The sequence below is a fragment of the Peribacillus sp. P4_C12 genome, from assembly GCF_056402095.1.
This window is the reverse complement of record NZ_JBFUIB010000034.1, coordinates 1-16,814: the sequence shown is the minus strand read 5'-3', so window position 1 is coordinate 16,814 and position 16,814 is coordinate 1. Positions and strand designations below refer to the sequence as shown.

14 protein-coding genes and 2 pseudogenes are annotated in these 16,814 nt (G+C 39.7%); 6 read left to right on the top strand and 10 right to left on the bottom strand.

Going from position 1 to position 16,814, the window contains the following annotated elements; translation table 11 throughout:
* Positions 1-159 precede the first annotated feature (159 nt).
* Complete coding sequence (locus AC1DUW_RS08640) at positions 160-1,578, top strand: NAD-dependent succinate-semialdehyde dehydrogenase (protein ID WP_053344319.1); 1,419 nt, start codon at positions 160-162, stop codon at positions 1,576-1,578.
* A gap of 82 nt (positions 1,579-1,660) precedes the next feature.
* Here AC1DUW_RS08640 and AC1DUW_RS08635 read toward each other — a convergent pair whose 3' ends face one another.
* The 7 genes and pseudogenes from AC1DUW_RS08635 to AC1DUW_RS08605 form a co-directional block, all read right to left on the bottom strand.
* On the bottom strand, positions 1,661-2,767 hold the full coding sequence (locus AC1DUW_RS08635) for an AI-2E family transporter (protein WP_477642350.1): 1,107 nt from the start codon (positions 2,765-2,767) through the stop codon (positions 1,661-1,663).
* Between the two features lie 414 nt (positions 2,768-3,181).
* The gene (locus AC1DUW_RS08630; RefSeq protein ID WP_053344317.1) at positions 3,182-4,708 is read right to left on the bottom strand and encodes an acetyl-CoA hydrolase/transferase family protein; all 1,527 of its coding nucleotides are present in this window, start codon (positions 4,706-4,708) and stop codon (positions 3,182-3,184) included.
* A 130-nt stretch (positions 4,709-4,838) separates the two neighbouring features.
* Positions 4,839-5,489: a LytTR family DNA-binding domain-containing protein gene (locus AC1DUW_RS08625; RefSeq protein WP_098176956.1), complete on the bottom strand. Its 651-nt coding sequence runs from the start codon at positions 5,487-5,489 to the stop codon at positions 4,839-4,841.
* 607 nt (positions 5,490-6,096) lie between these two features.
* The gene (locus tag AC1DUW_RS08620) at positions 6,097-6,459 is read right to left on the bottom strand and encodes a P-II family nitrogen regulator (protein WP_053344314.1); all 363 of its coding nucleotides are present in this window, start codon (positions 6,457-6,459) and stop codon (positions 6,097-6,099) included.
* A gap of 15 nt (positions 6,460-6,474) precedes the next feature.
* Complete coding sequence (locus AC1DUW_RS08615) at positions 6,475-7,689, bottom strand: ammonium transporter (RefSeq protein ID WP_477642349.1); 1,215 nt, start codon at positions 7,687-7,689, stop codon at positions 6,475-6,477.
* 302 nt (positions 7,690-7,991) lie between these two features.
* Positions 7,992-8,195: a YbdD/YjiX family protein gene (locus AC1DUW_RS08610; RefSeq protein WP_053344312.1), complete on the bottom strand. Its 204-nt coding sequence runs from the start codon at positions 8,193-8,195 to the stop codon at positions 7,992-7,994.
* A gap of 13 nt (positions 8,196-8,208) precedes the next feature.
* Positions 8,209-10,253: pseudogene (locus AC1DUW_RS08605) on the bottom strand (carbon starvation CstA family protein).
* 331 nt (positions 10,254-10,584) lie between these two features.
* On the opposite strand from AC1DUW_RS08605, the gene AC1DUW_RS08600 reads away from it, so the two are divergent.
* Positions 10,585-10,707, top strand: a complete 123-nt coding sequence (locus tag AC1DUW_RS08600) for a hypothetical protein (RefSeq protein ID WP_477642348.1) — start codon at positions 10,585-10,587, stop codon at positions 10,705-10,707.
* 170 nt (positions 10,708-10,877) lie between these two features.
* Here the strand turns inward: AC1DUW_RS08600 and AC1DUW_RS08595 are convergent, their stop codons facing one another.
* Positions 10,878-12,668: an ABC transporter ATP-binding protein gene (locus tag AC1DUW_RS08595; RefSeq protein ID WP_477642347.1), complete on the bottom strand. Its 1,791-nt coding sequence runs from the start codon at positions 12,666-12,668 to the stop codon at positions 10,878-10,880.
* Positions 12,643-14,391 carry an ABC transporter ATP-binding protein gene (locus tag AC1DUW_RS08590; protein WP_053344309.1) on the bottom strand — a complete coding sequence of 583 codons (1,749 nt, stop codon included), beginning with the start codon at positions 14,389-14,391 and terminating at the stop codon, positions 12,643-12,645. Before AC1DUW_RS08590 ends, AC1DUW_RS08595 begins: the two co-directional genes overlap by 26 nt.
* Before the next feature lie 453 nt (positions 14,392-14,844).
* On the opposite strand from AC1DUW_RS08590, the gene AC1DUW_RS08585 reads away from it, so the two are divergent.
* The 4 genes and pseudogenes from AC1DUW_RS08585 (at position 14,845) to AC1DUW_RS08570 (ending at position 16,556) form a co-directional block, all read left to right on the top strand.
* Positions 14,845-15,405 carry a nitroreductase family protein gene (locus AC1DUW_RS08585; RefSeq protein WP_477642346.1) on the top strand — a complete coding sequence of 187 codons (561 nt, stop codon included), beginning with the start codon at positions 14,845-14,847 and terminating at the stop codon, positions 15,403-15,405.
* A gap of 68 nt (positions 15,406-15,473) precedes the next feature.
* Positions 15,474-15,779 (top strand): annotated as a pseudogene (locus tag AC1DUW_RS08580) (ABC transporter ATP-binding protein); the annotation flags it as partial.
* A gap of 112 nt (positions 15,780-15,891) precedes the next feature.
* Positions 15,892-16,158, top strand: coding sequence for a hypothetical protein (locus AC1DUW_RS08575; protein WP_053344307.1), 267 nt, complete (start codon positions 15,892-15,894; stop codon positions 16,156-16,158).
* 101 nt (positions 16,159-16,259) lie between these two features.
* Positions 16,260-16,556: an ABC transporter permease family protein gene (locus AC1DUW_RS08570; RefSeq protein ID WP_053344306.1), complete on the top strand. Its 297-nt coding sequence runs from the start codon at positions 16,260-16,262 to the stop codon at positions 16,554-16,556.
* 99 nt (positions 16,557-16,655) lie between these two features.
* Here AC1DUW_RS08570 and AC1DUW_RS08565 read toward each other — a convergent pair.
* Positions 16,656-16,814: ACT domain-containing protein (locus tag AC1DUW_RS08565; RefSeq protein WP_477642354.1), on the bottom strand; the 159-nt coding region annotated here is incomplete at its 5' end.

The following is a 16,814-nucleotide window of genomic DNA, read 5'->3' as shown; positions in this document are numbered from 1 at the left end:
CCCTTTCTTCACTTTAATACAATGGCTCCAAAAAATAGCCAATCAAATAAATTTCAGAATCTCCAAAAAGTGTTTATAATTTTATATAACAGGTATTGGTATAAAGGTAAAAGGTTTTTAAGTAGTTTGATGGATTTAACCAAAATAGGAGGTTTTATCATGAAGGATTACGGATTATTTATTAACGGTGAGTGGTCAGATTTTGGACTGGATAAAATTGAAGTGAAAAACCCGGCAACGGATGAAGTCGTTGCCACCGTACCTAAAGGTGGTGCAGCTGAAGCGGCCAAGGCTGCCGATGCTGCTTATGAGGCCTTTACAGGTTGGGCAGCTCTCTCAGTCTATGAACGCGCCGATTTAATTTGGAAATGGCATCGATTAATCGAAGATAATAAAGAAGAATTAGCTAGAATCATGACAGAGGAACAAGGTAAACCCTTAAAAGAGGCTCTTGGGGAAATGACCTATGCTAATGGATTTTTATCTTGGTTTGCCGAAGAAGGAAAACGAGTGTACGGTGAAACAATTCCTGCTTCCGTGTCTAATAAGCGACTTTTCGTGACTAAACAGCCAGTCGGAGTGGTAGCCGTCATTACACCATGGAACTTCCCAGCAGCAATGATTACAAGAAAAGTGGCACCTGCCCTTGCTGTCGGCTGTACGGTCGTCATTAAGCCGGCCAACCTGACTCCTATTACAGCTTTAAAAATGGCAGAATTAGCAGAAGAGGCTGGTATTCCAAAAGGTGTCATCAATGTCGTGACAGGGAAATCATCAGAAATCGGTGAAACCTGGCTTAAAGATACACGTGTCCGTAAATTGACATTCACCGGTTCAACAGAAGTCGGTAAAACCTTAATGAGGGGCTCCGCCGATACAGTAAAAAAAGTCTCACTTGAACTTGGCGGACACGCGCCTGCCATCGTCTTTGAAGATGCTGATATTAATAAAGCGGTCGATGGCATTATCAGTTCTAAATTCCGTAATGCTGGACAAACATGTGTCTGTTCAAACCGTATTTATGTTCACGAATCCATTCAAGAAACCTTTATCGAAAAACTTGTGGCCAAAGTCAACGAACTTAAAGTAGGCAACGGGCTAGAAGAAGGCGTCGACATTGGTCCACTTATTGACCAAGATGCGGTGGATAAGGTTCAAAAACAAATTGATGAAGCAATCAGTAGCGGAGCTAAACTCGAAGCTGGTGGAAAATCAATCGGCGGGCTTTTCCTAGAGCCAACAATTCTTTCCAACATCGATGACAGCATGCTCTGTATGAAGGAAGAAACATTCGGTCCATTAGCTCCCATCGCCTCCTTTAAGACGGATGAAGAAGCTATTAGGCGTGCAAATGACTCCATTTTCGGATTAGCTGCATACGTGTTTACCGAAAATATCACCAAAGGCATCAAAGCTACTGAAGCGCTAGAATTCGGAATTGTCGGCTTAAACGACGGACTTCCCTCCGTTCCACAGGCTCCATTTGGTGGCTTCAAGCAAAGTGGACTCGGCCGCGAAGGTGGACACCAGGGCATTGAAGAGTTCTTAGAAGTAAAATATATTTCTTTAGGTTTGTAATATGTTCAAGTACCCTCGATTATTGGGGAACCTTTCTTAAAAAGGAAAAACGGGACCAACTCTTTTGAGTTGGTCCCATTTTTCATTCTAATATATCTTCTTCAAGCTTTTCCTCTTTCCGAATCCTGATGAACTTTACGATATTCAATACAATCGTTTTAACAACGGAATAAGTCGGAACGGCCAAAATCATTCCGATGATACCGGCAAGGTTTCCGGCAACGAGTAAAAGGATGATGATGGTTAGCGGATGTGTGTTCAATTTCTTCCCGATGACTAACGGCGAAATAACATTACCATCCAGTTGCTGAATAATCGTTACAACAAGAATGACCAATAACGCTTCGGTCGGTGAATGAATCAACGCCACAATGACCGCAGGAGCCGCTCCGATAAACGGACCTACATATGGAATGATATTGGTTACCGCACCAATCAGTCCAAATAAGAACGCATAAGGCAAACCAATGATTAAATATCCAATGAACGTTCCAATTCCGACAAACATGCAAACTAGCATCTGTCCTTGAATATAAGTAGCAAGCGTCTCTCCCGTTTCCTTAAGTACCGTTAAAGCTGGTTTTCTGTAACGAACGGGTACGAATTTCATGATGGAACTTGGAAGCTTATCCCCATCTTTCAGCATATAAAATAGGATGAAAGGAACCGTCACGACAACTAACGTAATATTCGTCACTACACTGAAAACCGAAGACAAACTATTCGTTATATTACTCGGTAAATTCGTCAAATATTTTTGAAGCGAATCTCCTACTTCTTGCAAAGGGACATAATCTTGTTCCACAGTCCACAAAAACCATTTTGACTCAGCTGAATCTTCAATGAACTTTCTTACTTGATTGAAATAATCCGGGAGGTTATTGACTAAATCTGTGACCTGTCTAGAAAGTGATGGGCCCACTAGGCCGACCAACAAACTAATCAATCCAAGGAAAAATACGTAAAGCAATAAAATCGCCAATCCCCTTGGCATTCTCCTTTTAACTAAAAAGTCAACAATTGGGTTGAACAAAAAGAAGAGGAAACCTGAAATCAAGATTGGAAAGAACAAAGTTGAGGTAAAAATCACAATTGGCTCAAAAAGAAAAGAAATCTTTGTACCAACATAAAAAAGTAAAGACAATAATAATAGCTCTAACGTCCAAAAATGCAGTTTTGTCTTGAACAAATTATCTCCTCCAATATAACCATTCTATATTACTCCCTAATTCTAAGGAAACGACATATATAATGTAAAATTCTATGTATGATAATCCTTCATTGTTAGCAGTTTACCATACTTCTATAACCTGAACGTATAATTATATACAAAAATAATCTAAAAAAATCTTATGATACAATTCCCGCTCTTTTGGATACATAAGCATGATTTATTATTTATTAAAATCTAAAAACCAGTTAATATATTGCAAATAATACAAAAAGAAAATATACAATGAAAACGGGTCATTTGAATTCGATCAATGACTCTTAGAATCACTATCCAATGACATGCTACAGTAAATACACATAAAAAAAGGCTCAGCGCTATATGCTGAACCCCTAAAAAAACCCCGCTATAATAGCGGGGTGGTCATAAATCTTATTTTTGATCTTGAAGAGCAGCTTCAAGCATTGTACCGTTTTTAGCAAGGTTTGTATGCCAAGAGAATGCTTTTTCAAGAATATGTGGAGTTTGATGTCCACCAGTTTGAGCAACTGCTTCAGTAAAGTATGCACGAAGTTGCGGACGGTAATCCGGGTGTGCACAGTTTTCGATGATTAATTCTACGCGTTCTTTTGGTGCTAGACCACGTAAATCAGCAATACCTTGCTCTGTCACTAGTACATCCACATCGTGCTCAGTGTGGTCCACGTGAGAAACGAAAGGAACGATACTAGAAATTTTGCCGCCTTTAGCATATGATTTCGTTACAAAAATACCTAGGCGTGAGTTACGAGCAAAGTCTCCTGATCCACCGATACCATTCATCATTCTTGTACCAGAAACATGTGTAGAATTTACGTTTCCGTAAATATCGCACTCTAACGCAGTATTGATTGAAATCAAACCAAGACGACGGATGATTTCAGGATGGTTAGATATTTCTTGTGGACGAAGAACGAGTTTATCACGGTATTTATCAAGCTCACCGTAAACTTGTTTTCCTTTTTCTTCAGCTAATGTAATCGAGCAACCTGAAGCAAATTTTACTTTTCCAGCATCAATTAAATCGAATACTGCATCTTGTAATACTTCAGAATACACTTCTAAATCTTTAAATTCAGAGTCAAGGAAACCAGCGAATACTGCGTTTGCTACTGAACCTACACCAGATTGAAGCGGAGCAAGGTTTTCAGTTAAACGGCCAGCCTTGATTTCTTCACGAAGGAAGTTAATAAGGTGATTGGCAATTGTTGCTGTTTCTTCGTCTGGTGGCACGATTGTAGAAGGTGCATCAAGATCTGTAGAAACCACAATCCCTCTAACTTTTTCAGGGTCAACCGGAATACCAATTGATCCAAGACGATCGCTTGCGCTAGTCATTGGAATTGGTTGGCGCTCACCTTGTTTAGCGGGTGTATAAATATCATGCATGCCTTCTAATCCTTCTGGATGAGACACGTTTAATTCAATAATTACATTTTTAGCTTCTTGAACGAAGATGGCTGAGTTACCTACAGAAGTTGTTGGGATGATTAATCCTTCTTCTGTAATAGCCAATGCTTCGATGATTGCAAAATCGATAGGTCCGACAATGCCTTGACGAACTTGTTCAGCTGTATGAGATAAATGCTGATCCACATAAGTGACTTCATCAGCATTTATTTTATTACGAATGCCTTTATCTGCTTGGAACGGTAAGCGTTTGTTAATGATACCAGCTTCCGCCATATGTTGGTCGACTTCTGGCCCTAATGAAGCACCAGTATAAACGTCAACTTTAAATTTTTCAGTTTTAGCTCTTTCAACTAGAGCCATCGGGATAACTTTAGCATCACCAGCACGAGTGAATCCACTCATACCAAGTTTCATCCCATCTTTAATCCAAGAAGCTGCTTCTTCCGCTGTAACAACTTTCCCCTTAAATTGTTCGTTGCGAATTTTTTTGAAAACGCTTTCGTTCATACAAAAGACCCCCATTTTCGCTTTTCTTACACTTAATTTTATCAAGCCCGTGTAATTGTCACATTCGTTTTCGAATGAAAAGCCTTAAATAGAGCACAAACCAGCATTTTTATCACATAAAGGAGAAACACTAAAATCCTAGAGCTCTTCTGAATTGACTGGCATATGTTTGACTAACTTGGATTTTAGACTGATCCTTCATTACCAGTAAAAATGTAGAGTGAAAATCAGGAAGAATCTCTTGAATATAATTAATATTGACGATGTACGAACGATGAACCCTAATGAACAAATCATTTGGTAAAATAAACTCCAATTCACTTAAGTTCATTTTATGAAATCCATTCACGCGTTCGGACTGAATTTTAGTTTTCCTATTTTGCGCTTCTAAATACATAATTTCGTCATATGGAAGTGGTATCCAGTGGTCATCCGTTTTGATTGTTAAAAATGAAGTCGGTAGTATTAACTGCTTTGACGGCAAAATGGCTGTTACTGCCCCTAACGGATTACCCTCGTCCATTATTGGTACGCTCAAACCATAATAAGGTACGCCAAATACATTACTTTCAACTTGTACACCAATTTTTTTTCGGACACTCAACGCTTTATAAGTAGCTGTTTTTTCACTTATTAAATCTCCTGGTTTAATTCCTAAGTCAACCTGCTTGCTCGGTTGGTAATAAATGTATTTTTCCGAGTCAGCCACAGAGATTGAAGCATCCTGCGGAACAAATTCCCTGATGATATTTAAAACGGACTCGACCGTAAATTGATCCATTTCCCCTCACCTCATAAAAGAACATATTTATAAATTCCCCTCACTATAAACAGGGCATTCTCGAACCTACTTCATTATTTATGGAAGACTTACAATTTTTTTGAAGTTATTTTTCGCAAAATAAAGAAAAATTGAATTAACTAAGCTAAAAGCGTCAAAAAAAGCAAATAAATTGGATTTAAATTTTTGTCCATATTCATTATAGTAGGAATACTCATCGATTTCTATGGGAGATAAAAAAAAGTTCCCTTATATAATAAAAATCATTTCCAAGCTATAAACTTTTAAAATTAATTGCCGATGAAATGCAGTAAAAACATAAAAAAACCGTTCTTCTTTATATAGAAGAAACGGCTGCAAAATGTTATTTTTTATAACTCTGATTTTGAAACGAGGATTTTATTCGAAGTGATAAAATTTCTTCTAAATTTTTCAATGGTAATTCTAATAAAAAGGGTCGGTCAGCAGGTTGATATACATTCTCTGATATGAGTGTATTAACAATCTTTTGTTTTTTTGCATTAACAATTCGGACCAGTCTCCCCATATTTAGCTCCTTTCTCTAATCTGCTGAATTCGGCACATAATGTTGGATTAATTAATCCTTCTAGTTCTCGTTTTTTAAAGCATCCTGTCCTTCTTTACCTGTTCGGATATTCACGACATTCGCTAATTCATAAATGAAGATTTTGCCGTCACCAGGTTTCCCTGTGCTCAAAAATTTCCTTGCCACATCCACAACATCCTGAACTGGAACTTCACAAACAACAATCTCGATTTTCATCCGATCATGTAACGACATTTCCCGATTTCGACCGCGATACGTTTCCACATAACTTTTCTGAAGTCCTGTTCCTTTTACTTCCGATACAGTTATTCCGCTTACCCCTATTTTTGCAAGCTCTGTTTTCAATTGTTCAAACTTAATAGGACGTGTAATGATTTCAATTTTCGTTATAACCTCAGACATATGATCCACCTCCATTTAAATTGATTCGTGATAGGCTTTTTCGCCGTGAAGTGTAAGATCAAGCCCCATTGACTCATCTTCTTCACTTACACGCAATGGAACGAAAAGATTTATTACTTTTGCAATGATATAAGTGACCACGGCCACGAATATATACGTTGCAACGATGGCTATAATCTGCTTCCAAAGCAAGTTGAAATCTCCGTAGAATAAACCATTAGCTCCACCTTCGTTTACAGAAGTAGTAGCAAATAATCCTGTCGCGATTCCACCCCAAGTTCCACCGATGCCATGTAAACCGAAAGCATCTAAGGCATCGTCGTATCCTAGTTTATTTTTCAGGAAGAATACACCCCAGAAGCATACTGCTCCACCAACGACACCGATAATGATGGAAGATGCTGGTGTTACGAATCCACACGCTGGTGTAATAGCAACTAACCCCGAAATCGCTCCAGATACTGCACCTAGCAATGTTGCTTTTTTATTCGCCATATACTCAACAATTAACCAACCAAGGATACCTGCAGCTGCTGCAACAGCTGTATTCACGAATACATTCATTGCTACCGCATTAATTGTCAGTGCGCTTCCAACATTGAAGCCGTACCAACCGAACCATATTAATGATCCGCCAAGGAATGTTAATGGAAGATTATGTGGTGCACTGTTACTTGATTCTTTCCTTTTACCTAACATGATCGCTAAAACCAGACCTGCAACCCCAGAAGAAATATGAACAACGTTACCACCAGCAAAATCAAGAGTACCGAGTTCAGCTAACCAGCCGCCTCCCCATACCCAGTGAGCAACAGGAGCGTATACGAATAGAGACCAAAGAATGGTAAAAATTAAGAATGCTGAAAACTTCATCCGCTCTGCAATACCTCCTGCAATGATTGAAACGGTTAATACAGCAAAGGTCATTTGGAATAACATGAATAAACTATGAGGAATTGTTTCACTGTATGGACCTGGTTCGAAGCCTACATCTTTTAAACCAACCCAATCCAGACCGCCAAGGAGTGTATTTCCTGGTGAAAATGATAATGAATATCCAACTAGTACCCAAAGAATAGAAATGACGGCCAGTGGCATATAACTATGCATTGCTGTATTCAGGACGTTTTTACTTTTTACCATCCCACCATAAAATAAGGCAATCCCTGGTGTCATTAGCCAAACCAACATTGTTGCCAAAAACATAAAAACCGAATCTGCCATTTGCATTTTGTTTCCCCCTTTTTTTATATATGTTATGTTATTTAACATTAATGTGTTATTTTTTTTATCATATACTTAATTTTCTAATAATTCAACTTTATTTTTATATTTTATAAAAAGAATGTTAGATTTTATAACATCAAATTTGAATAAATAACCGTAAATCTAAAGAATTTTGCCTTAATACCATTTCAAAAGAAATTTTTTTAGTCTAATGTTCTTATAACCCATCCCTACTTATTTCCCACGTAAAAAAACGAACCAAAAAAAGGACCCTCAAATCGAGGGCCCTTCAAAAATATAATTAGTTAACAGCAACGAGACACTTTACCACCTTTAGCATTATACCGTTCATCCTGCGCTTCACAGAAAAATTCTTTCCTAGTTTTTACTGGATCTTTAGGATGGTGGACCTTCATATGGTCTACATAAGTTTCATAACTAGGTACGCCGACAAGCAAACTTACAAACTGCTTTCTGAAGCTAAGAATCTTTGTTAATCTTTTCAACATTGTCTTCCCTCCCTTATGACCTTGATACATAAGGTGATTCATGTAAATCTATTTTTTGATTTTTCAAGACCTTGATCCATAATCTTATGGCTGAAATCAGGACAGTGATGACAACAATCATGAAGATGGCACAAAGGGCTGCATCCACATAATCATTGATGATAACTCGTTTCATTTCGGCTAAGTTAGCTGCCGGGGCAAGAACCTCCCCTTTATCATAGGCGGCTTTAAATTTGTCCTTATGCGCCAAAAAGCCAATCGCCGGGTTTTCATGGAATAGCTTTTGCCAACCTGCCGTCATGGTTACAATCAATAAGAATACAGTCGGTACAAGCGTAACCCATGTGTACGCTTTTTTGCCCATTTTGAAAAGGACAGTTGTACCAAGCAGCAATGCAATGGCTGCAAGCATCTGATTTGCAATACCAAACAACGGCCAAAGTGTATTTATTCCACCAAGAGGATCAATAACTCCTTGATAAAGGAAATAACCCCAACCAAGTACACAAATGGCCGTCGCAATGATGTTTGGCAGCCATTTACTCGTCTGTGCAAATGGCTTATAAAAGGTTCCGAGAATATCTTGAATCATAAAACGTCCTACCCTTGTTCCAGCATCAATGGTCGTTAAGATGAACAGTGYCTCAAACAGGATCGCGAAATGGTACCAGAACGCCATCAGTGAAGCACCACCAACCACCTGCGAGAAGATATGAGCCATTCCAATTGCAAAGGTCGGTGCTCCTCCAGTACGGGATAAGATCGTTTCTTCTCCGACATCATCTGCCAGACCAGTAATCATCTCTGGTGTCAAAATGAATCCCCAATCGGAAATCGTCGCTGCTACCTGAGCTGGCTCCGTTCCAACAACTGCACCTGGGCTATTAATCGCAAAGTAAATCCCTGGTGTCAGTACGCAGGCTGCTATCATCGCCATGATGGCAACAAAGGATTCAGTCAGCATAGCTCCGTATCCTATTGGACGCGAATGAGATTCACGTTCAATCATTTTAGGCGTTGTACCGGAAGAAACAAGTGCATGGAATCCCGACACTGCTCCACAAGCAATCGTGATGAACAAGAACGGAAATAGATTCCCTGAGAAAACAGGTCCTGTTCCATCAATAAACTGAGTGACAGCAGGCATTTCAAGGCTTGGCATGACGATAAAGGCGCAAGCCCGATGATCGTTCCGATTTTCAAGAATGTACTTAAATAATCACGTGGTGCCAATAGCATCCATACCGGCAGAACAGAAGCAACAAATCCGTATACGATCAACATGATGGCGATTGTTTCACCACTGAACGTAAACATTGGCGCCAATGTCGCGCTTTCGGATACAAATCGACCGAAATATAAAGCAAGCATCAATAAGATAATACCAATAATTGAACCTTCACCAACCCGACCAGGCCGGATATATCTCATGTAGACGCCCATAAGGACTGCAATCGGGATGGTTGAAGYGATCGTAAACATCCCCCAAGGACTGCCAACTAAGGCTTTTACGACTACAAGGGCAAGTACCGCTAATAATATAATCATGATACCAAGAATCCCCACCATTGCAATCAAACCTGTAATAGGTCCAATTTCCTCTTTAATCATCTCACCAAGCGATTTGCCGTTACGGCGCATCGAACCGAAGAGTATAATAAAATCTTGTACCGCTCCGGCTAAAACAACTCCAACTACAAGCCAAAGTGTTCCCGRCAAATATCCCATCTGTGCAGCAAGGATCGGTCCTACAAGCGGACCAGCTCCAGCAATTGCTGCAAAATGGTGACCAAACAACACCCATTTATTTGTAGGGACGTAGTCTTTTCCATCATTATTTGCTTCTGATGGAGTCTGACGATTGTCATCTAGCTCAAACACTTTCTGTGCGATAAATTTACTATAAAAGCGATACGCAACCGAATATACACAGAGAGCTGCAGTGACTATCCACATGGCATTAATACTTTCTCCTCGGTTTAAAGCAACGAAACCAAAACTTACTGCACCAACCGCCGATATAATCCCCCAAAGAATGACTGATTTAAGCGTTTTCATTTTTTCATCTCCTATCTATTAAAATTATTAATTACTATAAAAAGTCTTCATTTCATATGGCAATATGCTTCCATACTTCCCCCTTAACCAAACGAATTTAAAGAATTTTGTATATATTCAGAATTATATGTCATTAAAAGGTTTCTTAGCAATAGTCAATTAGTCAATTTGTAATGGATTTACAACCACTTTTATGGAATATACCGTCTTTCTTCCTGATTTGTAGGCACTTTCACGAAATGGCCGTCAATACCACAGCTATTCCGTTAACTAATCTTTATGTATCCAAGCGAAGCAATGGATTAACCTCATCAAACGCATTGAATTAACCATGAACAAAGGCATTCCTGCTGATTCAGAGGAAGGAAGGCTGATTGCTGAAGACTTACATTTGTCTGAGTTGATTTTCGAGGGAAACAAAGAACTAGAAGAGAAATTCTGGGATGTGCGTTAATCGGAGACTGACTCTTCTTCCGCAGGCTTGTACCCGGTAAAGGCAGAGCTCCTTGCTTTTTTAGACGAAGCAATTGCATCATTAAATGAAATCGAATGCAATTCCTAGGGATAGGGTTTTGACTTTACAGCACCAACGCAAAAATGTGCGCCCAGCGGCACACATTTTTTTCATCCGGTCTGATTTTCCTTTAATGAGCTGCGATAAAGTTCGGAATAAAATCCTCGCTGCTGCAAAAGCTCATTATGAGAACCTTTTTCAATGATTCTTCCTTCATCAAGTACCAGAATTTGATCACTTTGCTGAATCGTATTCAATCGATGAGCAATGACAAAACTCGTTCTTCCCTCCATCAATCGGTGTAACGCTTCCTGGATTTTCAGTTCGGTAATCGTATCTATACTGCTTGTCGCTTCATCTAAGATTAATAGAACGGGATCTGCTAAAATCGCTCTTGCAATCGATAGAAGCTGGCGCTGCCCCTGACTGATTCCACTGCCATCCTGATTCAAAATGGTATCATATTGATCTGGAAGCTTCATGATAAAGGAATGGGCATTTGCAAGCTTGGCTGCATCCACAACTTCTTCATCCCCCGCCTCTAATCGTCCGTAGCGGATATTTTCAAGAATGGTCCCCTGAAATAAAAAAGAATCCTGTAAAACAAATCCCATATGCTTACGGAGGCTGGCTCTCGTTACCTGCCGGATATCCTGGCCGTCGATCAAAATCCGACCACTGTTTGGTTCATAAAAACGGGCAAGCAGATTAATGATTGTCGTTTTACCTGCCCCCGTAGGCCCCACAAGAGCGATGGTTTCTCCTTTTTCAGCATGAAAACTGACATCATGTATTGTTCGATCTTCTTCATTATATGAAAAGGAAACTCCTTCAAAGTCCACCTCACCACAGACATTCCGAAGTTCACCGGCCTGTTTCTCATCCATTTCCTCTTCTTTTTCATCAAGAATGGCAAATACACGCTCAGCACCAGCAACAGCCGAAAGCAGCGTATTAAATTGGTTAGCTAGGTCATTTAATGGCCGGGTGAATTGCCTTGAGTACTCGGTGAAAATGACAATGACCCCGATGGAAACCGTACCAACGCCACTCAGTGCCAAAAATCCACCGACAGCAGCAATTACCGTAAAGCTTAAGTTGTTCAGTAAATTCATTAGCTTTGGAATCAGCCCTGAATAAGATTGCGATAAAAACCCAGCTTTCTTTAAGTTTTCACTCCGGGTAATAAAATCGCTGATAACTTTATCTTCCTGTGAAAAAGCCTTCACGATCCGCTGTCCGGAAATTGTCTCCTCGATAAACCCGTTCAGTTCACCAAGATTTTTCTGCTGTTCTTTAAAAAGCTTTCCTGTCCGGTTTGTGATCCATCTCAACCCGAAGAACATAAGAGGAACGATAAAGAGAGTAAGAAGCGTTAGCAATGGGCTCAAATACAGCATCACTCCTATTGTTCCTACCAATGTCAGTATACTTGAAAAAACCTGAATCACAGAACTATTCAAAGTAGAACTGACATTTTCAATATCATTCGTTACCCGACTCATCAATTCCCCATGCTGACGGCGGTCAAAAAAGGGGATCGACAACTGATGAAGCTTTTTAAACAATTGATTGCGCATCACATACACCGTATCCTGCGCAATCCCGATCATCCAATAATTCTGCAACCACATCGAAAGTGAATAGAAAATATAGACCGCAAGAAGCCCGAACAACAGGTTTATTAGCCCTCCGCTATCCTTGGTGACAATATAATCGTCTATGGCCATCCCAACAAGAAAGGGTCCGAGTAATCCCAATACCGAGCTTATTAGTACCATAAGCAGGACATAGAATAGCAGACCTTTATTCGTTGCTAAATAGGGGATTATTCGTTTTATCGTATTCCATGAGTTGGATGGTTTTGACTTTGCATTAGCGGGAGATATTTTTCGACTCAAGTGAAATCCCCTCCTCCCCAAACTGTGAGTGAACGATTTTTCGATAAAGAGTACTTGTTTTGATCAACTCTTCATGTTTTCCTTCCGCAAGCATTTCACCATTTTCAAGTAATAAAATTTTATCTGCCTCCATGGCTGTACTAATTTTTTGTGTAATGATAAGTGTCGTACATGTATAGGACTTTAAAGCATTAAGCAGTTTACTTTCTGTTTTTAAATCCAGGGCACTTGTACTGTCATCCAGCAAAAGAATCTTCGGTCTACGCACCAATGCCCTCGCAATCGATAACCGCTGTTTTTGCCCACCTGACAGATTCACTCCTTTTTGCCCTAACTGCGTTTCATATTGTTTTGGCAGTTTCATCACGGTCTCGTGAACCTGAGCATGCTGGGCTGCTGTCATAAGCTCTTCCATCGTAGCGTTTTCTTTCCCCCAAGCAATGTTATTCTTTATGGATCCTGAAAAAAGCAAGGCTTCTTGCGGTACATAGCCAATCCTTTTTCTAAGGGAATCCAAGGGAATATTTTTCACATCTTGGCTGTCTATAAAAATGGATCCGCTTTCAACTTCGTACAATCTTGGAATTAGCTGAAATAAGGAGGTTTTCCCTGAGCCTGTCGCTCCGATAATAGCAAGCGATTCTCCCGCTTCAACAGTGAAGCTCAAATTTTTCAATACCGGTGTACCACTTCCAGGATAACGGAATGATACATCCTGAAACTCGATGCTTCCTGCTTTAACGGCCCCACTCTGACTCTCCATCTTACCTTCATCAAGATCTATGGGGGTTTCAAATATTTCAGTCACGCGTTCGGCTGAAGCCTTTGCTCGTGAAATGACCATGATCAGCCACGAAAAAACTGAAAGTGATGCCGCAATCCTCGTTGCATAGTTAACAATCGCCACCACTTCCCCGACCTGTATATCTCCTGTTGCAATAAATTCGCTTCCAAGCCAAAGAATGACCAGGATGGCCAAATTCATAACCAGCATCAGCACCGGCATCGTTGTTTCAATTAAACGAAGGGAAGTTACAGTCTTTCTTTTCAACTCGTCATTCGCCTCGTCAAATCGTTTGATTTCATGCTCCTTACGAAGAAAAGCTTTAATTAAGCGCATGCCTATCAGATTTTCCCGCATGACGCTATTAACATTATCGAGCTTTTTCTGGACGAGTTTAAATAGTTTAGCCGCTCGTTTCATAACCCAGCCTAGAAAGAACACAAGAATGGGAATCGAAATGACTAACACAAGAGACAGTTTCAAATTGACCGTAATCGCCATGATCGCGCCGCCAAGTACAATTAATGGAGCTCTTGCCATGATACGCAGACCCATGAAAACCGTATTTTGAAGCTGAGTCACGTCATTCGTCATCCTTGTAATCAAAGATGAGGTCGGAATGTTATTCAAATTAGCAAAAGAAAACGCTTGAATTTTTCCAAAAAGGCTTTTCCTGACATCATGGCCAAAACTCTGACTCACATGAGATGCTGTAAACGAATTAACGATTCCTCCAAGAAATGAAAAAATAGAAAGTCCCACCATAATGCTTCCCCACTTAATCACTACTGATAGATCTTTCTGTAAAATACCATCATCAATTATTTTTGCAATAAATAGCGGTTGTAACAGTTCAACACCGAGCTCAACAATCATTAAAAATAAAGCGAGAGTAATCAAGAGTCGGTATGGCCTTAGAAATGAGAACAGTTTTTTCATCTATGACACCCTTCAATTCTTCATATGTAGATAGCATTTTTATCTTTTCATTATACATTTTTATACAGAATTTATAAAAGATTTTGAAATAATTAATAGGATTGGTAAATAACTTGAAATTTTTTTAGAAATACGCTTGACAAATAACAGGAAATAAGAGAAAATTCTAATTGATAATGATTTTCAATTTCATTATCGATCTCTGAAATTTGATAAGTAAATACGATAATCTATTATCGTACCCTTTTGATATTGTACATAGATACAATGTCGCCCCGGCTTCTCTGTGCCTAGTAAAAATTATATGCTTAGTAGCGAATGCAAGTCACTAGAATATTGCCCCCTCTTTATTCAAGTCATTTTATTCACGTTGAAAGCATATTAGGCAGCCGGGGATTATTTTTTTTGAAAACTAATAAACGTACATATATAGATAAAAGGAGCAGGATGAACATGAAACTTGAACAAATCATTAAAGAACGGCGCAGTATTAAACGATTTAAGGACATTCCTGTTCCCCTTGATACCATTCAATCCTTATTGGAAACGTCGACATGGGCACCTAATCACAAAATGACCCAGCCGTGGCGCTTCATCGTCGTGCAGGGTGATAGCCGTTTAAAACTGGCTGAAGCAACCCCTGCTTTTATGGCAGGCAAGGAAAAGGATCCGGAAAAGAAAAAAGAAGCTGGACAGCGCGGATATAATAAACTAAAAGATGTTCCAATGTTTGTCGCGGTTGTAATGGACGAAAACCCAAATCCGATGACTCGCGAAGAAGATTATGCAGCTACAAGTGCCCTGATTCAGAACTTCAGCCTGCTTGCCTGGGAACAAGGAATCGGAATGATTTGGGAAACATACGGCATGATTCACAGCACAGAGTTCCGTGAAGCTTTAGGCGTAAATCCTGGTGAAAAAATCGTCGGTAGTCTGCACGTTGGCTACCCCGATATGATTCCCACCCCACGTCCACGGAAATCGATTGAACAACTACTAACAGTTATGAACTAACTAAAAAGGAAAGCCTCCAATCTTCAATTTGGAGGCTTTCCTTTTCTTTATTATAGATGTCGATGACACGTACGCTAATTCATGATCCTGACATCATTCTTTTCGATGAACCGACGACAGGACTTGATATCATTTCATCCAATGTATTTCGCCAGCTTGTTCTTCAACTGAAACAGCAGGGCAATACGATCATTTTCTCTAGCCATATTATGGAGGAGGTTACTTTACTCTGCGACTCCGTAGCGATGATGCATAAAGTGGAACTGATTTATAAAAGAAAGCTTGAGTCTCTATATATAGAAGAAAAAAGTCGTGACCTAAATTATATTTTCATGTCCAAACTTGTAAGGAGGAACCAATCCCGTGTTTCTTAATATGTATGTGAAAGAAATGAAGGAAGCTTTAAGGGATCGCCGCACATTGATTTTAAGTGTACTCCTGCCTATTCTATTATTGACTGGGTTAACACTATTTTAGAAGAGTTTGATGAACACGGATGAAAATGAAACCTATACCCTGGCAGTCGATCCGTCATTCAGCAAAGCCTTACTTAGTGATTTTCCACAAATCGAAGTCAAATCATTCGATAACCCTACCGAAGCAGTCCAAGAAGACCAAGCCCCCGCTGCCCTGCAAGTTGGCGAAGGTTTCATGGAACAAATAGAAAAGGGCAAACAAGTCACGTTCAGCCTCTTCGGTGACACGTATGGTCAAGATAGTTCTTACGCCCTTTCACAGGTCGAGTCAGCTTAACACTTTTTGAAAAGCAAATCATTCAAGATAGGCTGCAAAGCATAAATGCTGACACTAGTCTGATAAGTCCGCTGCAAGTCAACATCAAGGAAGCTTTGCAAATGTCAGCAAGCATCATATCCAAGACCGTCAAGGAATCCCAAAACTATATATCACCGATAACAATGCTCGTCATTCTGCCTGCACTATTCTTAGGCGGAACAGGCTTACATGAATTAACAACCAAACACTTCTTGATTCCAATTTTCAATATTTTTGCTCTCTTTAAAGAATTGATTTATGGCGTGATTGATTATCAAAACATCTTCCTTACAGCCAGTATCCTCATTGTCTCCATTGCTATATTCTTTGCTGTATCAAGGATTTTATTTTTGAAGGACAAATGGGTATTGAATTAAAGTAGACGTAATGAGCCCTCAGCGCGCCTTCTACTTGGTGAGATATTTGATTAACAGTAAAAAACCTCCCTTTTCAAGGAGGCTTCTAAAATCTCATTCTCAAAAAAACTCGTGATATAAAGCCTGAATTGCCGTCTCTTCACTATGACCTTTCACACCGAACATCATGCTCACCTCAGAAGAGCCTTGGTTGATCATTTCGATGTTGACCTTAGCTTCAGCCAGCGCTTTTGATGCTCTTGCCGTTGTACCCACATT